The organism is Gemmobacter aquaticus (assembly GCF_007859075.1).
GTDB classification, from domain to species: Bacteria; Pseudomonadota; Alphaproteobacteria; order Rhodobacterales; family Rhodobacteraceae; genus Gemmobacter; species Gemmobacter aquaticus.
In genome coordinates this window covers 455,257-469,205 of sequence record NZ_VOAK01000011.1, presented here as the reverse complement: position 1 = coordinate 469,205, position 13,949 = coordinate 455,257, and the positions used below count along the sequence as shown (strand labels likewise).

At 65.0% G+C, this 13,949-nt stretch carries 16 protein-coding genes; 12 read left to right on the top strand and 4 right to left on the bottom strand.

Going from position 1 to position 13,949, the window contains the following annotated elements; translation table 11 throughout:
- Nucleotides 1–7: 7 nt before the first annotated feature.
- The gene (gene cobT / locus FQU74_RS04315; protein WP_146285191.1) at nucleotides 8–1,882 is read left to right on the top strand and encodes a cobaltochelatase subunit CobT; all 1,875 of its coding nucleotides are present in this window, start codon (nucleotides 8–10) and stop codon (nucleotides 1,880–1,882) included.
- 73 nt (nucleotides 1,883–1,955) lie between these two features.
- Nucleotides 1,956–3,752 (top strand): aminopeptidase P family protein, encoded by a 1,797-nt coding sequence (locus FQU74_RS04310; protein WP_146285190.1) that lies wholly within the window; start codon nucleotides 1,956–1,958, stop codon nucleotides 3,750–3,752.
- On the opposite strand, the gene FQU74_RS04305 is transcribed toward FQU74_RS04310, so the two are convergent.
- Both FQU74_RS04305 and mgtE read right to left on the bottom strand, forming a co-directional pair.
- Complete coding sequence (locus tag FQU74_RS04305; protein WP_146285189.1) at nucleotides 3,749–4,300, bottom strand: 5-formyltetrahydrofolate cyclo-ligase; 552 nt, start codon at nucleotides 4,298–4,300, stop codon at nucleotides 3,749–3,751. The two genes, FQU74_RS04310 and FQU74_RS04305, sit on opposite strands and share 4 nt — an antisense overlap.
- Nucleotides 4,297–5,676, bottom strand: a complete 1,380-nt coding sequence (mgtE, locus tag FQU74_RS04300) for a magnesium transporter (protein WP_146285188.1) — start codon at nucleotides 5,674–5,676, stop codon at nucleotides 4,297–4,299. The genes FQU74_RS04305 and mgtE overlap by 4 nt, the downstream gene beginning before the upstream one ends.
- Before the next feature lie 123 nt (nucleotides 5,677–5,799).
- Here mgtE and guaD point away from each other — a divergent pair, with 123 nt between their 5' ends.
- From guaD to FQU74_RS04280, 4 genes are all read left to right on the top strand, one after another.
- Nucleotides 5,800–7,074, top strand: a complete 1,275-nt coding sequence (guaD, locus tag FQU74_RS04295; protein WP_146285187.1) for a guanine deaminase — start codon at nucleotides 5,800–5,802, stop codon at nucleotides 7,072–7,074.
- A 100-nt stretch (nucleotides 7,075–7,174) separates the two neighbouring features.
- On the top strand, nucleotides 7,175–7,666 hold the full coding sequence (locus tag FQU74_RS04290) for a VOC family protein (protein WP_146285186.1): 492 nt from the start codon (nucleotides 7,175–7,177) through the stop codon (nucleotides 7,664–7,666).
- Nucleotides 7,667–7,890: 224 nt separating this feature from the next.
- On the top strand, nucleotides 7,891–8,766 hold the full coding sequence (locus FQU74_RS04285; protein WP_146285185.1) for a branched-chain amino acid aminotransferase: 876 nt from the start codon (nucleotides 7,891–7,893) through the stop codon (nucleotides 8,764–8,766).
- Between the two features lie 142 nt (nucleotides 8,767–8,908).
- A complete protein-coding gene (locus FQU74_RS04280; protein ID WP_158635527.1) occupies nucleotides 8,909–9,457 on the top strand; it encodes a site-2 protease family protein in 549 nt (182 codons plus the stop codon).
- On the opposite strand, the gene FQU74_RS04275 is transcribed toward FQU74_RS04280, so the two are convergent.
- Together FQU74_RS04275 and FQU74_RS04270 are read right to left on the bottom strand one after the other, a co-directional pair.
- Nucleotides 9,454–9,954, bottom strand: coding sequence for a hypothetical protein (locus tag FQU74_RS04275; RefSeq protein WP_146285183.1), 501 nt, complete (start codon nucleotides 9,952–9,954; stop codon nucleotides 9,454–9,456). The genes FQU74_RS04280 and FQU74_RS04275 overlap by 4 nt on opposite strands.
- Nucleotides 9,951–10,169 (bottom strand): hypothetical protein, encoded by a 219-nt coding sequence (locus FQU74_RS04270; RefSeq protein ID WP_146285182.1) that lies wholly within the window; start codon nucleotides 10,167–10,169, stop codon nucleotides 9,951–9,953. Before FQU74_RS04270 ends, FQU74_RS04275 begins: the two co-directional genes overlap by 4 nt.
- A gap of 191 nt (nucleotides 10,170–10,360) precedes the next feature.
- On the opposite strand from FQU74_RS04270, the gene FQU74_RS04265 reads away from it, so the two are divergent.
- The 6 genes from FQU74_RS04265 to FQU74_RS04245 all read left to right on the top strand — a co-directional run bounded on the left by FQU74_RS04265 (nucleotide 10,361) and on the right by FQU74_RS04245 (nucleotide 13,945).
- Nucleotides 10,361–10,816: a universal stress protein gene (locus FQU74_RS04265; RefSeq protein ID WP_146285181.1), complete on the top strand. Its 456-nt coding sequence runs from the start codon at nucleotides 10,361–10,363 to the stop codon at nucleotides 10,814–10,816.
- Nucleotides 10,817–10,937: 121 nt separating this feature from the next.
- Nucleotides 10,938–11,105, top strand: a complete 168-nt coding sequence (locus tag FQU74_RS19225; RefSeq protein ID WP_158635526.1) for a hypothetical protein — start codon at nucleotides 10,938–10,940, stop codon at nucleotides 11,103–11,105.
- A gap of 90 nt (nucleotides 11,106–11,195) precedes the next feature.
- Nucleotides 11,196–11,759, top strand: a complete 564-nt coding sequence (locus FQU74_RS04260; RefSeq protein ID WP_146285180.1) for a NifU family protein — start codon at nucleotides 11,196–11,198, stop codon at nucleotides 11,757–11,759.
- Nucleotides 11,746–12,357 carry a tRNA (adenosine(37)-N6)-threonylcarbamoyltransferase complex dimerization subunit type 1 TsaB gene (gene tsaB, locus FQU74_RS04255; protein WP_373289009.1) on the top strand — a complete coding sequence of 204 codons (612 nt, stop codon included), beginning with the start codon at nucleotides 11,746–11,748 and terminating at the stop codon, nucleotides 12,355–12,357. Before FQU74_RS04260 ends, tsaB begins: the two co-directional genes overlap by 14 nt.
- On the top strand, nucleotides 12,354–12,785 hold the full coding sequence (locus FQU74_RS04250) for a GNAT family N-acetyltransferase (RefSeq protein WP_146285178.1): 432 nt from the start codon (nucleotides 12,354–12,356) through the stop codon (nucleotides 12,783–12,785). Before tsaB ends, FQU74_RS04250 begins: the two co-directional genes overlap by 4 nt.
- A 164-nt stretch (nucleotides 12,786–12,949) precedes the next feature.
- Complete coding sequence (locus FQU74_RS04245) at nucleotides 12,950–13,945, top strand: BMP family lipoprotein (protein WP_146285177.1); 996 nt, start codon at nucleotides 12,950–12,952, stop codon at nucleotides 13,943–13,945.
- The last annotated feature ends 4 nt before the right edge of the window (nucleotides 13,946–13,949 follow it).

The following is a 13,949-nucleotide window of genomic DNA, read 5'->3' as shown; positions in this document are numbered from 1 at the left end:
GCGCGCAATGACCAAACCTGCCGACAACCCCGCCGATCCGTTCAAGAAGGCCTTGGCCGACGCCACACGGACGATGGCCGATGATCCGGAACTGGCCGTGACCTATTCCGTCGACCCTTCGGGCCTGACGAAGGAGGGGATGCGCCTGCCTCAGGTCAGCCGCCGCATGACGCGGGACGAAGTACTGATGGCGCGGGGCACCGCTGATGCCTTGGCGCTTCGCCGCAAACACCATGACGAGGGACTGGCCGCGAAATATGCGCCGCCCGGCGGCCTTGCACGCGAGATCTACGAGGCGATGGAAACCGCCCGCGCCGAGGCACTTGGCGCGCGGGCGATGCCTGGCACGGCCGTCAACATCGCTCACAAGCTGGGTCAGGAGGCCGAGCGCAAGGGGTACGGGCAGATCACCAACCCGGCCGATGCGCCCCTTCCGGTCGCGGCCGGTTATCTGGTGCGGCATCTTGCGACCTGCCAGCCGCTGCCGCGCGCGGCCGAAAACGTCATGAACCTCTGGCGCGGCTTTATCGAAGAGCAGGCCGGTCCTACCCTGTCGCACCTCGATGAGGTACTTGCCGACCAAGCGTCCTTCGCGCGGCTGGCGCGCAAGGTGATCGCGGACCTTGGCTATGGCGATCAACTGGGCGACGACCCCGATGCCGATGACGAGGATCAGGACGCCGAGGATCAGGCCCAGGAAGAAGAGAACCCCGACAGCACCGGCGAGGATCAGGCCGAAGAGCAGGAAGAGGCCGAGGCCGATCCTGAGCGTAGCCAGGACAAGAGCCAGGATCAGTCCCAGGCCCAGGTCTCGATGGATGACGCGGCCGATATGGACGAGGCGGAAGAGACCGAACTGCCCGAGGGCGAGGCCCCGCTGGAGCCTCCGCCCCCCGCGCCGCATTCAGACGCCGACCCGAACTACACCGTCTACACGACCGAGTTCGACGAGGAGATCCATGCCGAGGATCTGGCCGAGCCGGCGGAGTTGGAGCGCCTTCGCGCCTATCTCGACCAGCAGCTCGAACCGCTGAAGGGGGCCGTCAGCCGTCTGGCCAACAAGCTGCAGCGCCGCCTTCAGGCGCAGCAGAACCGCAGTTGGCTGTTTGATCTTGAGGAAGGCACGCTGGACGCCGGGCGTCTGGCCCGCGTTGTCGCCAACCCGACGACGCCCTTGTCATTCAAGCAGGAAAAGGACACCGAGTTCCGCGACACCTGCGTGACGCTGCTTCTGGACAACTCCGGCTCGATGCGCGGACGCCCGATTTCGATCGCGGCGATCTGCGCCGACGTTCTGGCGCGCACTCTGGAGCGCTGCAGCGTCAAGGTCGAGATCCTCGGATTTACCACCCGCGCCTGGAAGGGGGGGCAGAGCCGCGAGAAGTGGCTGGCCTCGGGCCGTCCGCAACAGCCCGGACGCCTGAACGACCTGCGCCACATCGTCTACAAGGGCGCCGATGCGCCATGGCGGCGCGCGCGACCGAACCTCGGCCTGATGATGAAAGAGGGCCTGCTGAAAGAGAACATTGACGGTGAGGCGCTGGAATGGGCGCATCGCCGTCTGTCGCACCGGCCTGAGGCCCGCAAGATCCTGATGGTGATCTCGGACGGGGCGCCGGTGGACGACTCCACCCTGTCGGTGAATGCGGCGAGCTTCCTTGAAAAGCACCTGCGCGATGTGATTGCGATGGTCGAGCGCAAGAAGCAGGTCGAGCTGATAGCCATCGGCATTGGCCATGACGTCACCCGTTACTACCAGCGGGCGGTCACGATCACCGATGTCGAGCAATTGGCCGGTGCGATGACCGAGCAGCTGGCAAGCCTCTTCGAAAGCGATCCGCGCAAACGGGCACGCGGTCTTCTGGGCCGCAAGCTGGGGTAAGGGGGCGCTGCCCCCTCGCGCCCTTCGGGCGCTCACCCCCGGGATACTTGGGAAAAGAAGAAGGACAAGGCGCGTGTTCCAGAGCTTTACCAGCGAGGCTGATCCGGCAAAGGGTGCCGCGCGACTGGCGGCATTGCGGGAACGGCTGGCGTCCGAAGGACTGCGGGGATTTCTGGTGCCCCGCTCGGACGCCCATCAGGGGGAATATGTCGCCGCGCGGGATGAACGGCTGTCTTGGCTGACCGGCTTTACCGGCTCTGCCGGCTTTGCCGTTGTGCTGCCCGAAGTGGCGGGGGTTTTCGTCGACGGGCGCTATCGCGTGCAGGTGCGCGCCCAGGTCGACCTGGCGGCCTTCACGCCCGTTGACTGGCCCGAGGTCCAACCCGGCCCCTGGATTGCCAGCCATCTTGCAGCGGGGATCGTCGGTTTCGATCCGTGGCTGCATACGGCTGATGAGATCGCCAAGCTGGAAACCGCCCTGCAAGGCTCTGCAGTCAGCCTGCGCGCGGTGCCGAACATGGTGGATGCAATCTGGCCCGACCAGCCCGATCCACCGATGGGGCGCGCCTTTGTGCACCCCGTCGCCCTTGCCGGGGCCACTGGCGAGCAGAAGCGTACACGCCTTGCTGGCATCCTGCGCGAGACCGGGCAGAAGGCTGCGGTCATCACCTTGCCCGACAGCATCTGCTGGCTTCTCAACATCCGCGGCGCCGATGTCCCCAAGAACCCCGTGCTGCACGGTTTTGCCGTGCTGCATGACGATGCGCGGGTCACGCTTTATGCCGAACCCGCCAAGTTTGACGATGCGATCCGCGCACATATGGGAGCCCATGTCACGCTGCGTCCACCGGCGGCTTTTGTCCCCGGTTTGCACACCCTGACCGGCCCCGTGCGGGTGGACAAGGCTTCGGCACCGCTTGCCGTCTCGCAAGAACTGGAGGCAGCGGGGGTGGCCTGTGTCTGGGGTGACGATCCCTGCAAACTGCCCAAAGCCTGCAAGACCCCAGCCGAGATCGAGGGCGCGCGGGTCGCGCATCTGCGCGATGGCGCGGCCATGGTGAACTTCCTTGCCTGGCTCGATGCCGAGGCGCCGCAAGGTGGGCTGACCGAGATTTCCGTGGTCAAGGCGCTGGAGGGCTTCCGCCGGGCGACGAATGCCCTGCATGACATCAGCTTTGACACGATCTGCGGCGCGGGCGCCGATGGCGCGATCATACACTACCGTGTGACGACCGACACCGATCGCCCCGTGCGAACGGGCGAGTTGCTGCTGGTGGACAGCGGCGGGCAATATCACGATGGCACGACCGACATCACCCGGACCATGGCCGTTGGTGCCGTCGGGGACGAGGAACGCGCCTGCTATACCCGCGTGCTGCAGGGGCTGATCGCGATTTCCCGCGCGCGCTTTCCCAAAGGTGTGGCAGGTCGCGACCTGGATGCGCTTGCACGGGCTGCGCTGTGGATGGCGGGGCAGGACTACGACCACGGCACCGGGCACGGCGTCGGCGCGTTCCTTTCGGTCCATGAGGGGCCGCAGCGCATCTCGCGGCTGTCCGAAGTGCCGCTGCAGCCGGGGATGATCCTGTCAAACGAGCCGGGCTACTACCGCGAGGGTGCATTCGGCATCCGGCTGGAGAACCTGATCGTCGTGACCGAGGCGCCGCCCCTTGGCGACAACCGCCCGCAGTTTACGTTCGAGACATTGACCTTTGCCCCCTTCGACCGCCGCCTGATCGATCTGGCGATGCTTTCGCCCGGCGAGCGCGCGTGGATCGACGCCTATCACGCCGAGGTTCTAGCGAAGATCGGACCACGCGTCGAGGGCGCGGCACGCGACTGGCTGCAAGCGGCCTGCGCGCCGCTTTAGCCGAAGGTCAGGACACCCTCTTCGGTGATGATGGCATCCAGCGGCTGGTCCACTGGTTCCGTCGGAACCTCGGGCATCTCTTGCGCGGCGAAGGCAAAACCCACGGCGAGCGTCGGGTGACGGCTGCGCAGCCACTCCAGCGTGCGGTCATAGAACCCGCCGCCATAACCCAGACGATACCCACGCCGATCCCAGGCCAGCAACGGCACGATCAGCACCTCAGGCTCTAGCCAGGCGCCCTCGGCCGGGATACGGGCGCCGAATTCGCCCTCGATCAACGCACAACCCGGCCCCCACTCGCGAAAGCGCAAGGGTTGCCCCGCACCCGTAATCACCGGCACGCCGACCGGCCCTGCATGGGCGGCCATCGCGTCCAGCGGATCGATCTCGGTCCGCATCGCCATGTAGCCCGCCAGTGGACGGGCTGCATGGGGGGCAAGGAAATCGGCGAGGATTGCTGCGGCCTGCCCCTGTCCGCGGGCAAACGCTTCTTTCCGTACGGCAAAAGCCGATTTGCGGGCGGCCGCCTTCAATTCACTGAGCGTCATAGCAGGATCACCGTGGCGAGGCCGAGGAAGGCAAGAAAGCCCATAACGTCGGTCAGCGTCGTGACGAAGGTGCCCGAGGCAAGCGCAGGGTCAAGCCCCATCCGGTTCAGCGTCAGCGGGACAAGCACGCCGCCAAGTGCCGCAACGATCTGGTTGCAGATCATCGCCATGCCCAGCACCGCGCCAAGCTTCGGGTCGCCAAAGATCAGCGTCCCGGCAAGCCCGAGGATCAGCGCAAGGCCCAGCCCGTTCAAAATCCCCGCGCCCAGTTCACGCAACACCACGCGCCGCGCGTTGGATGAGGTCAGGCTGCGGGTCGCAAGCGAGCGCACCGCCACCGCAAGCGATTGTGTGCCCGCGATGCCACCGGTCGAGGCAACGATGGGCATCAGCGCGGCCAGCGTCACGATCGCGGCGATCGTTCCCTCGAACCGCGAAATGACGATGGCAGACAGCGAGGCGGTAAAGAGGTTGACGACCAGCCAAGGCAAGCGCTGCCGGGCTGTAGCCAGCGCGCCGTCCGAAAGGCTCGAATCGTCGCCCACGCCTGCCAGACGCAGCATGTCTTCCTCGTGCTCTTCGTCCAGCACGTTCATCGCGTCGTCGATGGTGATCACTCCAACCAGTTTGCCGTTCTCGTCGACCACCGGGCAGGAGATCAGGTGATACTGGTTGAAGATATAGGCGACCTCGGATTCCTCATCCGTCGCCTCGATGGTGCGGAAACTGTCTTCGACAATGTCTTTCAGCACCACATCGCGCCGCGATGACAACAGCCGTCCCAAAGTGACGTAGCCCTTGGGGCGCATGCGCGGGTCAATCAGGATAACGTGGTAGAACTGGTCGGGCAGATGGTCAGAGCTGCGCAGGAAGTCGATCGCCTCACCCACCGACCAGTGTTCGGGCGCAACGACAACCTCGCGCTGCATCAGGCGCCCGGCGGAATATTCCGGATAGGACAGCGCCTGCTGCACAGCGACGCGGTCGGCAACCTCCAGCGCCTCAAGGATCTTTTCCTGCTGCGGCGCCTCGAGATCCTCAAGGATATCAACAACGTCGTCGGTGTCCAGCTCGCGGACGGCCTCGGCCACAATGTCCTGCGGCAGGGCTTCGATCACCTCTTCGCGGATCGAATCGTCAATCTCGGAGAGGATGTCCCCGTCAATCTCGGCGGCATAGAGCGACAGGAACGCGCGACGATCGACCGGGCCGATCTGCTCCAGCAGGTCGGCGACATCAGCGGCATGCAGGGGCTCGGCCAGCTCTTGCAGGCGCAGGGCATCACCAGCCTCGACCGCCTCGAGAATCGCCGCGACGCGCCGGGGGTCCAGCGCCTCTTCGTCCTCTGCCTCGATTGCTGCCTGCCGATCGCTCATCGCGCCTCCAAACCGATTGGCGCGACCTTATGCGAAGCAGTTTCAAAGAAACAGTGCGAAGCAAGAAATTTACCGGGCGGACGCAACCCTCTAGGCTAACAAGGCAAGAACCGGAGCGTCGCAATGACCGATCTTCTTTTGGGCCAGGTCCTGTCCTTTACCGCCGATCCTTTCGCCGAAGGGCCGTCAGCCGCCCGGATCGACGAGGCGCTGGTGATCGAGGGGGGGCGTATCGCCGCAGTCGGTGCCGCCGACGCCCTGCGCCGGCAGTACCCGCAGGCCCGCGTCACCGACTATGGCCGGCATCTGGTTTCGGCGGGCTTCATCGACGCGCATGTGCATTATCCGCAAACGGCCATTATCGCCAGTTGGGGCAAGCGTCTGATCGACTGGCTGAATACGTATACCTTCCCTGAAGAGATGCGCTTTGCCGATCCTGCCTATGCGGCCGAGGTGACAGCGCGCTATCTGGATCTGACGCTGGCCAACGGGACGACCTCGGTCTGTTCCTATGCGACGATCCATCCCGCTTCAGTCGACGCGCTGATGGCCGAGGCCAGAGCACGCGGTCAACGGATCTGGACCGGCAAGACCTGCATGGACCGCAACGCGCCCGATGGCCTGCGCGACACGGCGCAATCGGCCTATGACGACAGTGCGGCGCTGCTCGCGAAATGGCATGGCGTTGACCGCCTTTCCTATGTCATCACGCCGCGCTTCTCGCCCACATCGACGGCCGAACAGCTTGAGGCGCTTGGCGCCCTGTGGGCCGCGCACCCCGACTGCCTGATGCAGACCCACCTCAGCGAGCAGCTGGACGAGATTGAATGGGTGAAGGGCCTTTATCCGCAAGCGCGCGACTATCTCGATACCTATGAACAGTTCGGTCTTCTCGGCCGGGGCGGGCTTTATGGCCACGCGATCCACCTTGAGCCGCGCGAGAAAGACCGCCTGCGCGAGGTCGATGCGAGCCTCATCCACTGCCCCACGTCGAATACCTTCATCGGCTCGGGGTTGTTCGACATGGGCGGGTTGAAGGCCGCCGGGCATCGCGTTGGCCTCGCCACCGACACAGGCGGCGGATCAAGCTTCTCAATGCTGCGGACGATGGCTGCGGCCTATGAGGTAGGCCAGCTCAAGGGGCGCGCACTGCATCCGGCCGAACTGTGGTGGCTCGCGACGCAAGGATCGGCGCGCAGCCTACTGGCCGATGACCGGATCGGAAACATCGCGCCTGGGATGGAGGCCGATCTCGTGGTGATCGACCTCGCCTCCACGCCTGCGATCGCGCAGGCGAGCCATCGCGCCGGAACAATTTGGGAGGCCGTATTCCCGACGATCATGATGGGCGACGACCGCGCGGTGCATGCCGTCTGGATCGGCGGCGCGCGCCGCTGATCTGTGCGCGGGTCGGACAGGCCCTGTGCGGGCCTGCGCCTATGCGGACCAAGGCTGCGCGCCTATTCTTTGGGACACGCCCAAGCCTGCCGAGGATGCCATGACCGACAAGCCGCTTCTGCCACCCGAAACCCGCATCGGCCACGTCCACCTCAAGGTCGCCGACCTTGACCGCGCGCTCGCGTTCTATCAGGGCATCCTTGGCTTCGAGATCACCCAACGCTACGGCGCGCAGGCCGTGTTCCTGTCCGCCGGTGGCTACCATCACCACATCGGTCTGAACACCTGGGAATCCAAGGGCGGCCAGCCACCGGCGCCGGGTACGACCGGTCTTTACCACACCGCGATCCTGTTTCCCGACCGTCCGAGCCTGGGCGGAGCGCTGAAGCGTATTCTTGACGCCGGTTGGCCGCTTGAGGGCGCGTCTGACCACGGGGTCAGCGAAGCGATCTACCTGCGCGATCCTGACGGCAATGGAGTGGAGCTTTACCGCGACCGTCCGCCTGCCGACTGGCCGCGCGATGCAGAGGGAAATCTGAAAATGGTCACCGGACGGCTCGACCTCAACAAACTTCTGTCCGAGGCCGCCTGACCCTGCATTCGGTGCGTGCCACACCTCACGCCGAAGCTATCCAGACCGATCGAACCCACCCCATTCTTCTTTTCTCAAATATCCTCAGGGGGTGAATGGGCCGACAGGCCCAGAGGGGGCGCGAGCGCCCCCAACCTTCCCCTTTCGCCAATTGTAACGGTGACAGCCTTGCGCTGGACCTCGCCCGGCTGCGGTGGTTAAGTCGGCACGAAACGGAGGCGACCATGGCATTTGGCAAGAACATCCGCACCTACTTTGAAGGCCGCTGGCACGAGGGCGATATCCCGGTCATGCGTGCGGCGGATCATGGCATCTGGCAGGGATCTTCGGTCTTTGACGGCGCACGCCTTTTCGACGGCGTGACCCCGGACCTGGATCTGCATCTGGCCCGTGTCAACCGCTCGGCCGAGGCGCTGATGATTACGCCGACCGTCAGCGCGGACGAGATGCTCGACATCGCGCGCGAGGGCTTGCGTCCCTACGGGCGCGGGCAGGCAGTCTACATCCGCCCGATGTACTGGGCGGTCGACGGCTCGGAACTGGGCGTGGCGCCGGCGGAAAACTCAACGGCCTTTGCGCTTTGCCTCGAAGAGGTTCCGATGCCACCGGCCGAGGCGCAGACGACGCTGACCCGCACCCGCTTTCGCCGCCCCGTGCTGGAAGATGCGGTCTGCAACGCCAAGGCCGGCTGCCTCTACCCCAACAACGCCCGCATGCTGGTCGAGGCCAAGCACAAGGGTTTTGGCAACGCGCTTGTCGCCGATGCGATGGGCAACGTGGCCGAAACGGCTACGGCCAACGTCTTCATGGTCAAGGATGGCGTGGTCTTCACCCCCATCGCCAATGGCACATTCCTGTCCGGCATTACCCGCGCCCGCCACATCGCGAACCTGCGCGCCGACGGGATAGAGGTGCGGGAAACCGTGCTCACCTTCGCCGATTTCGAAGCCGCGGACGAGGTCTTCCTCTCAGGCAACTTTGCCAAGGTTACCTCGGTCGCCCGCCTCGATGACACGACCTATCGCAGCCGGCGGATGACCGATCATGTCCGTGCGCTGTACATGGACTGGGCGACCAGCGCTGCGGCCCGCGCGGCATGATGCCCGAAGCCAACCTGCTGGAACTGCGTGGCCCGTTCGGTGCGCGGCTGGAGGTTCGGCAGTCGGCCGGGGTACTTGTGCTTTTCATCCTCGGCTTCTCGCTCTTTCAGGGCGGGGGGGGGCCGGGCCGGTCAGCTTCCTTGTGCTGTTGTTCCTTTCGGTCCTGCTGCATGAATGCGGGCATGCCTGGGGCGCGCATGTGCAGGGGCTCGAGGTGCGCCGCATCGTCATCCACGCGGGCGGCGGCTACTGCGAATCCGCGCGCGGATTCGCACATCAGGAAGAGTTCACGGTTCTGATGGGCCCGTTGACAAGCCTTGCCCTGTGGGCAGGGCTTGGGCTGATGCAAGTGGGCGTCTATCACTTTGTGCTGGATAATCCCCGCTGGATCCCGCTGGGCCTTGCGTTGGTTCCCGCCCTTGGCATGGCCGCAGCGGTCAACTTGTTTCTGTTCGTCTACAACATGGTGCCTGTGCAGCCGCTGGATGGCGGCAGGTTGCTGCTGCTCTGGCTGCGCCGCGCCATGCCGGGGCGCGCGGCGATGCAATGGGCCGGGCGCGTGGGCGTCCTGTTCTGTGTCCTGTGGTTCCCGGCGCTCCTGTGGGTCTTTGTGACGACAGGGTGGCTTCTGTTCTTCGCGCCCTCGCTCGCCCTTCACCTGTCTATGGCTCGGGGTGGGGGACCGCGCTAGTGCAGCGCGGCCGAAGGCATCCTTGCATCGGTCCGCCATGCGCCACCCCGCTCGGCAGGAAAGCGCGAGGCAAGCGCCAGACCTGTCTGGATCAGCGTGCTGTCCATCCGCCCGAACGTCAGCTCCGCCAGGGCCGCGCGCGCCTCGGCTGTCCGATCCCGGCGCATGCAATGCAGCATGGTCATGAAGGCAGCCTCATCGCAGGTCGCCCGCAGCCGGCACCCCTCGCACATCGGGTTGGAAAAGCGCAGGCCACTTGACCGGCAGTTCATCAGGGCCTGCAGCACCGCCAGCACACCCTGCGCAAGCCGCGGCCCTTCGGCAACGCCCCAACGCTCGGTCGCAACGGTGAAAGCCACGGTCCAGGCCTGTGTTTCCGGCTGCGCGAAGCTCGTCAGGAAATGACGTAGAACGGACAGCACGCCCAGCTCCAGATCATCCAGTGCCAGGGTGTCGACAAGGACGGTGTTCGGACGGGGTGGGCAAAGGTCGGTCATGCGCGCCCCCGCTGCGGCAAGGCGTCCGGGCCATGCAGCCAGACGACATTCTCGCCAGCCGTCACCGGATCGGCACCCGCCACAGGCCCGCTGGAGCGGGAAGCGAACGTCGTGCTTGCCTCGATCGCCTTGCGCAGCCGGGGGTGCATGCCCCCTGCCCCATGCCGTCGGGCCATGTCATCCGCCGCCAGCAGATCATCCCATATCGTCGCCATGTTGCCTCCTTGCGCCCTGTCTGGCGCTGTTTCCGGATCTGGCTTCAGGCTCGATCGATATTTCCTTACTGTTTCAGTTGGTAATATGCAAGCCCCCTTCCATGCCTCCCCGCTTGCCAAGCCCGCCCGGAGCAGTCCATGATCCGCCCCGACAGGAAGGCCCGGAACAAGGGCCCGGCGAGGGGATCGGTATGCGCAAGTTTCTGGTGGTGCTGGATGACAGCCGCGAATGCCTCAACGCGATGCGCTATGCGGCATTGCGGGCAGCCCATACCGGGGCGGGCGTGCAAATCCTGTCGATCATCCCGCCAGAGGAGTTTCGCCATTGGATGGGTGTGGCTGATCTGATGCGGGCCGAGGCCCGCGAACGGATTGAAGCGCATTTCGAGGTTTTCGCCAAATGGATGCGCGACAAGCAAGGCGTGAACCCCGAACTCGTGATCCGCGAGGGCGACCCCGCGACCGAGATTCTGGCGCAGGTCAAGGCCGACACCGAGATCGGCATCCTCGTTCTGGGCGCTGGCACTGACAAGAAGGGCCCGGGTCCACTGGTCACCACACTCAGCCGCAACTCGGGCACACTGCCCATTCCGATTACCATCGTTCCGGGCGACATGTCCAAGGAACGGCTTGAGGCGATCACCTGAAAAAGCCGCCCCGCCGGCGCGACCTCACGTCATTTCCCTGCGGCGGACTGGACTTTTGCCGCATCGCAGCATAAATTGCGCGCAGGGAGGAAGCGCTGAAAGAAAGGCTTCGTCCATGTTCATGCGACCTTCAAGAACCCCACGCCCGGCCCCGTCAGAGCCGGATGTGACGCCTGTCGCCATCAAGACCGAAGACGCGCTTGCCTACTATGTGCCTACCCCGGCCAAGGGTCCGCTCCGCGAAATCTCGGCCTTGGATCAGATGTTCGGCTACTGGTCGGCCGAATAAGGTCACCCTGTCGCGGGAACGGCGCGGCGGTCCGGCTTGACTTGACGCCCCCTCGGGCCCATATCCGACAAGCATCGTCGGAGATATCCAATGTTCATCCAGACCGAATCCACGCCGAACCCCGCGACACTGAAGTTCCTGCCCGGACGCACCGTGCTCGAAGTTGGGACTGCGGATTTCCCCTCGGCCGATACGGCCGCGCAAAGCCCGCTTGCGCAGCGCATTTTTGCGGTGTCTGGCGTGCAGGGCGTGTTCTTCGGGTCGGACTTCGTCACCGTCACCAAGACGGAAGAGACCCTCTGGGACCATATCAAGCCCGCGATCCTTGGCGCCATCATGGAGCATTTCCAGTCGGGCGCCCCCGTCATGCAGGGTGAGGCCGCCGGCAGCGGCCATGCCAGCAACCACGCGGCTGAAGACGACGACATCGTGCGCCAGATCAAGGAGTTGCTGGACACCCGCGTGCGTCCGGCCGTTGCTCAGGATGGCGGCGACATCACCTTCCACGGCTTTGACCGTGGGGTGGTCTATCTGCACATGCAGGGCGCCTGCGCGGGCTGTCCGTCCTCGACCCTGACGCTCAAGATGGGGATCGAGAACCTGCTGCGCCATTACATCCCTGAGGTGCTCGAGGTGCGCCCTGTTGCCGCCTGAGACCGTACTGGCCTTTGACACATCGGCCGCGCATTGCGCGGCCGCTTTGCTTTTGCCTGACGGCACTGTGCTGAACCGGCTGGAACCGATGGAAAAAGGTCAGGCCGAACGGTTGATGCCGATGTTGGCCGAACTTCTGGCAGACGCGGATCTGGACTGGGCTGACCTTACCCGGATTGGCGTGGGCACCGGCCCCGGCAACTTTACCGGGGTGCGCATCTCTGTCGCGGCCGCGCGCGGGCTGGCGCTTGGGCTTGGCATCCCGGCGATTGGCGTCACGCGGCTTGCGGCGCTGGCCCATGGTCTGCCCCGCCCCCTTCTGGTGGCCGAGGACGCGCGCCGGGCCGAGGCCTATGCCCAAGGCTTTGATATGCCGGGATTTGAAGAGGCGCGGCTGATGCCAGTTGCAGACCTGCCCGAGGTCCCACACCGCACCGGATCGGCAATCGCGGACGCCCTGCCCCCCGCCCAGCCCCTGGCCGAGGCGATTGCCCGCATTGCTGCCACAAGCTCGCCTGGCCCCCGCCCGGCCCCCTTCTACCTGCGTGGCGCCGATGCGGCACCGCCTGCCGACCCGCCGCCGGTGATTCTGCCATGACTCCGGCACAGATGGCCGCCCTGCACGCGCGGTGCTTTACGGTCCCGCGCCCTTGGTCGGCCGCAGAAATCGCACAGCTTCTAGCCGATCCTCAGGTTTATGCCCTTTTTCAACCCAATGGATTTCTGATTGGCCGCTGCGTTGCAGGTGAGGCAGAACTGCTGACCATCGCCGTCGCGCCCGAAGCGCGCAGACAGGGATTGGGCGCACATCTGGTCTCGGACTTCGTGATGGAAGCCTTGGTGCGGGGTGCCGAGGTGGCGTTTCTTGAAGTGGCCGCCGACAACGTACCCGCCCTCGCGCTCTACCACGCACAGGGATTCTCGACAGTCGGTCGCCGTCGGGCCTATTACCGCACGGAATCAGGGCACGCGGTCGATGCGATGGTCCTGTCGCGCCCGCTTTCACCGCCCGGCATCGCGACTTGACGTCACGAATTTGATCGAAAGATCAAAGGCGCCCCATGATCGCCCGCGATTCCATCTTGACCGGCTGGGGCATTCCCGCCCTAATTCGGCGGTGAAGGCCGCACCCGGCAAGGAGACCGGACAACGGCGGCGCGAAAAAACTTAACGATAACCGGGAGATTTCCATGACCCTGATGAAAACCCTGCTCGGCGCGGCGGCAACGCTTGCGCTGTCTTCGGCAATGGTTTCGGCCGATCCTGCCATCATCTTCGACCTGGGCGGCAAGTTCGACAAGTCGTTCAACGAGGCTGCGTTCAACGGCGCAACCAAATGGGCGCAGGAAACCGGCGGCACCTTCAAGGAGCTGGAAATGCAGTCCGAGGCGCAGCGCGAGCAAGCCCTGCGCCAGCTGGCCGATGCCGGCGCCAATCCCATCGTGATGACCGGCTTTGCCTTTGGCGATGTGCTGAACACTGTGGCGGCTGACTACCCGGACACCAAGTTCGCGATCATCGACATGGTGGTCGAGCAGCCCAACGTGAAGTCGGTGATCTTCACTGAACACGAAGGCTCGTATCTGGTCGGCATGCTGGCCGCGCTGGCCTCGAAATCCGGCACCGTGGGCTTTATCGGCGGCATGGACATCCCGCTGATCCGCAAGTTCGGCTGCGGCTATGCCGAAGGCGTCAAGGCAGTGAACCCGGATGCCAAGATCGTGCTGAACATGACCGGCACCACCCCGGCCGCATGGAATGACCCGGTGAAGGGTGCCGAGCTGACCAAGGCTCAGAAATCGCAAGGTGCGGATGTGATCTTTGCCGCTGCCGGCGGCACGGGCATCGGCGTTCTGCAGGCCGCGGCGGACGAAGGTATCCTGTCGATCGGCGTGGACAGCAACCAGAACCACCTGCATCCGGGCAAGGTTCTGACCTCGATGCTCAAGCGCGTCGACGTGGCCGTCTACAATGCCTTCAAGGAAGGCGAGGCTATCGAGCCCGGCATCACGACGCTGGACCTGAAGGCCGAAGGCGTGGGCTATGCGCTCGATGACAACAACGCCGCACTGATCACGCCCGAGATGAAGGCGGCCGTCGATGCAGCGGCGGAAAAGATCAAGGCGGGCGAGCTGAAGGTGCACGACTATATGTCGGACAACACCTGCCCGGCGGCGACGTTCTGATCGC

What these genes read in the sequence shown, in the direction of transcription:
- cobT (WP_146285191.1), top strand. Translation starts at nt 8, where the DNA reads ATGACCAAACCTGCCGACAACCCCGCCGATCCGTTCAAGAAGGCCTTG.
- FQU74_RS04305 (WP_146285189.1), bottom strand. Translation starts at nt 4,300, where the DNA reads ATGACGCTCAGTGAATTGAAGGCGGCCGCCCGCAAATCGGCTTTTGCC.
- mgtE (WP_146285188.1), bottom strand. Translation starts at nt 5,676, where the DNA reads ATGAGCGATCGGCAGGCAGCAATCGAGGCAGAGGACGAAGAGGCGCTG.
- guaD (WP_146285187.1), top strand. Translation starts at nt 5,800, where the DNA reads ATGACCGATCTTCTTTTGGGCCAGGTCCTGTCCTTTACCGCCGATCCT.
- FQU74_RS04290 (WP_146285186.1), top strand. Translation starts at nt 7,175, where the DNA reads ATGACCGACAAGCCGCTTCTGCCACCCGAAACCCGCATCGGCCACGTC.
- FQU74_RS04285 (WP_146285185.1), top strand. Translation starts at nt 7,891, where the DNA reads ATGGCATTTGGCAAGAACATCCGCACCTACTTTGAAGGCCGCTGGCAC.
- FQU74_RS04275 (WP_146285183.1), bottom strand. Translation starts at nt 9,954, where the DNA reads ATGACCGACCTTTGCCCACCCCGTCCGAACACCGTCCTTGTCGACACC.
- FQU74_RS04270 (WP_146285182.1), bottom strand. Translation starts at nt 10,169, where the DNA reads ATGGCGACGATATGGGATGATCTGCTGGCGGCGGATGACATGGCCCGA.
- FQU74_RS04265 (WP_146285181.1), top strand. Translation starts at nt 10,361, where the DNA reads ATGCGCAAGTTTCTGGTGGTGCTGGATGACAGCCGCGAATGCCTCAAC.
- FQU74_RS19225 (WP_158635526.1), top strand. Translation starts at nt 10,938, where the DNA reads ATGCGACCTTCAAGAACCCCACGCCCGGCCCCGTCAGAGCCGGATGTG.
- FQU74_RS04260 (WP_146285180.1), top strand. Translation starts at nt 11,196, where the DNA reads ATGTTCATCCAGACCGAATCCACGCCGAACCCCGCGACACTGAAGTTC.
- FQU74_RS04250 (WP_146285178.1), top strand. Translation starts at nt 12,354, where the DNA reads ATGACTCCGGCACAGATGGCCGCCCTGCACGCGCGGTGCTTTACGGTC.
- FQU74_RS04245 (WP_146285177.1), top strand. Translation starts at nt 12,950, where the DNA reads ATGACCCTGATGAAAACCCTGCTCGGCGCGGCGGCAACGCTTGCGCTG.